The organism is Mycolicibacterium houstonense, assembly GCF_900078665.2.
GTDB lineage: Bacteria > Actinomycetota > Actinomycetes > Mycobacteriales > Mycobacteriaceae > Mycobacterium > Mycobacterium houstonense.
The window spans coordinates 4,897,778-4,899,705 of sequence record NZ_LT546207.1; the positions used below are offsets into that span (position 1 = coordinate 4,897,778).

General features: G+C 67.0%; 3 protein-coding genes. 2 read left to right on the top strand and 1 reads right to left on the bottom strand.

The genetic code is table 11. The features are described from left to right. The coding region (locus tag BN4332_RS24625; RefSeq protein WP_200820347.1) for an MBL fold metallo-hydrolase at positions 1–335 on the bottom strand (335 nt) is incomplete at its 3' end. Between the two features lie 160 nt (positions 336–495). Here BN4332_RS24625 and BN4332_RS24630 point away from each other — a divergent pair. Beyond that, positions 496–1,287: a lysophospholipid acyltransferase family protein gene (locus tag BN4332_RS24630; protein WP_066902100.1), complete on the top strand. Its 792-nt coding sequence runs from the start codon at positions 496–498 to the stop codon at positions 1,285–1,287. A gap of 7 nt (positions 1,288–1,294) precedes the next feature. Beyond that, a partial coding sequence (locus tag BN4332_RS24635; protein ID WP_066902101.1) for a lysophospholipid acyltransferase family protein occupies positions 1,295–1,928 on the top strand: 634 nt, incomplete at its 3' end.

Below are 1,928 nucleotides of genomic sequence, written 5' to 3' on the forward strand. Positions count from 1 at the left end.
ACGGTGTGTTTGACCGAGTCGGTGGTCTCGAAGAACCGGTGAAAGCCCAGCTTTTCCAGCTCGCGTTGCAGATCGGGCACCGGGTAGTCGGGCAGCAGCACCACCGCGTCCTTGTTGACGTGGCGGCGCAGGTTCTCCGGGTCGAAGTGGTCCTTGTGCAGGTGCGAGACGTAGAGGTAGTCGACATCGCCCAGGGCATCCCAATCCAGACCGGTGTTGTCCGGGAACGGGAACCACGAGGCGAAGTAGGCCGGGTTCACCCACGGGTCGCACAGGATGCTGCCCGCCAGGGTATCGATCCGGAAACCGGCATGTCCGATGCTGGTGACCTGCACAAACGGCCTTTCGTTGAACTACGCGAGGGCGAGGTCAGCCTAGCCGGAATCGGGCGACGCGCCGAAGCCGAGCAGGTCAGCGCGGCGGCGGCGGCCGGTGCGGGCGCCGGTGCACACCGCTGTGCCTCCTGAGCAACCTCGGGGCACTACGCTTGCGGGTGTGGAACCGGTGTACGGGACTGTCATCCAACTCGCTCGGCTGACCTGGCGTCTGCAGGGGCTGAAGTTCACCGTGACCGGGGTGGAGAACCTGCCGGTCACCGGCGGTGCGGTGGTCGCCATCAACCACACCAGCTACTTCGACTTCACCTTCGCGGGCCTGCCCGCGTACCTGCAGAAGCGGGGCCGCAAAGTGCGGTTCATGGCGAAGAAGGAAGTCTTCGACAACAAGATCACCGGACCGATCATGCGCAGCCTGCGCCACATCGAGGTGGACCGCGCCAGCGGGGCGGCCTCGTTCGATGCGGCGTGCGACTACCTCAAGGCCGGTGAGCTGGTCGGGGTGTACCCGGAGGCGACGATCAGCCGCAGCTTCGAGATCAAGGACTTCAAGTCTGGCGCGGCGCGGATGGCGATCGACGCCGGGGTGCCGATCGTGCCGCACATCGTCTGGGGCGCGCAGCGCATCTGGACCAAGGGCCACCCGAAGAACCTGTACCGCCCCAAGGTGCCGATCTCGATCGCCGTCGGTGAGCCGATCGAGCCCACGCTGCCCGCGGCCGAGCTCACCGCACTACTGCATTCGCGGATGCAGCATCTGCTCGCGCAGGTCCAGGATGCGTACGGGCCGCATCCCGCCGGGGAGTTCTGGGTGCCGCACCGGCTCGGCGGCGGTGCGCCGACGCTGGCCGAGGCCAACCGGATGGACGCCGAGGAAGCCGCCGCGAAGGCGGCCAAGAGAGCTGAGGCCGGCGAATCCGGGCCCATCGAGCCCACCGGGGCTCCGGGGTAAGTCGCGTATGGAACCGGTTTTCCGAAGTTTGGAGATTGCCGCCAAGCTGGCGGTCCGGGCCACCGGAACCCGCATCACCTTCCGTGGGCTGGACAATCTGCCCGTCAAGGGCGGCGCCGTCGTCGCCATCAATCACACCAGCTACGTCGACTTCCTGCCTGCCGGCCTGGCCGCGACCGCCCGCGGTCGCCGGATGCGCTTCATGATCAAGGCCGAGATGGAGCAGGTGAAGGTGGTCAACTACCTGATCCGCCGTACCGGCACCATTCCGGTGGACCGCGGCGCGGGTGCGGGCGCCTACGCCGCTGCCGTGGATGCCCTGCGCCGCGGTGAGCTGGTCGGGGTGTACCCGGAGGCGACCATCAGCCGCAGTTTCGAGCTGAAGGATTTCAAGACCGGAGCAGCGCGTATGGCGCTGGAGGCCGATGTGCCGATCATTCCGATCATCGTCTGGGGCATGCATCGGGTGTGGACGAAAGATCATCCGAAAGCCTTGGGGCGCAAGAAGTTTCCTGTAACAGTAGAGGTGGGTGAACCGATCGCGCCGACGGGATCGATGGCTGAGCTGGACGCGCGGCTGCGCACGCAGATGACGGGCATGCTGGACCGGGTGCAACGGGCGTACCCGACGCCGGCGGGGG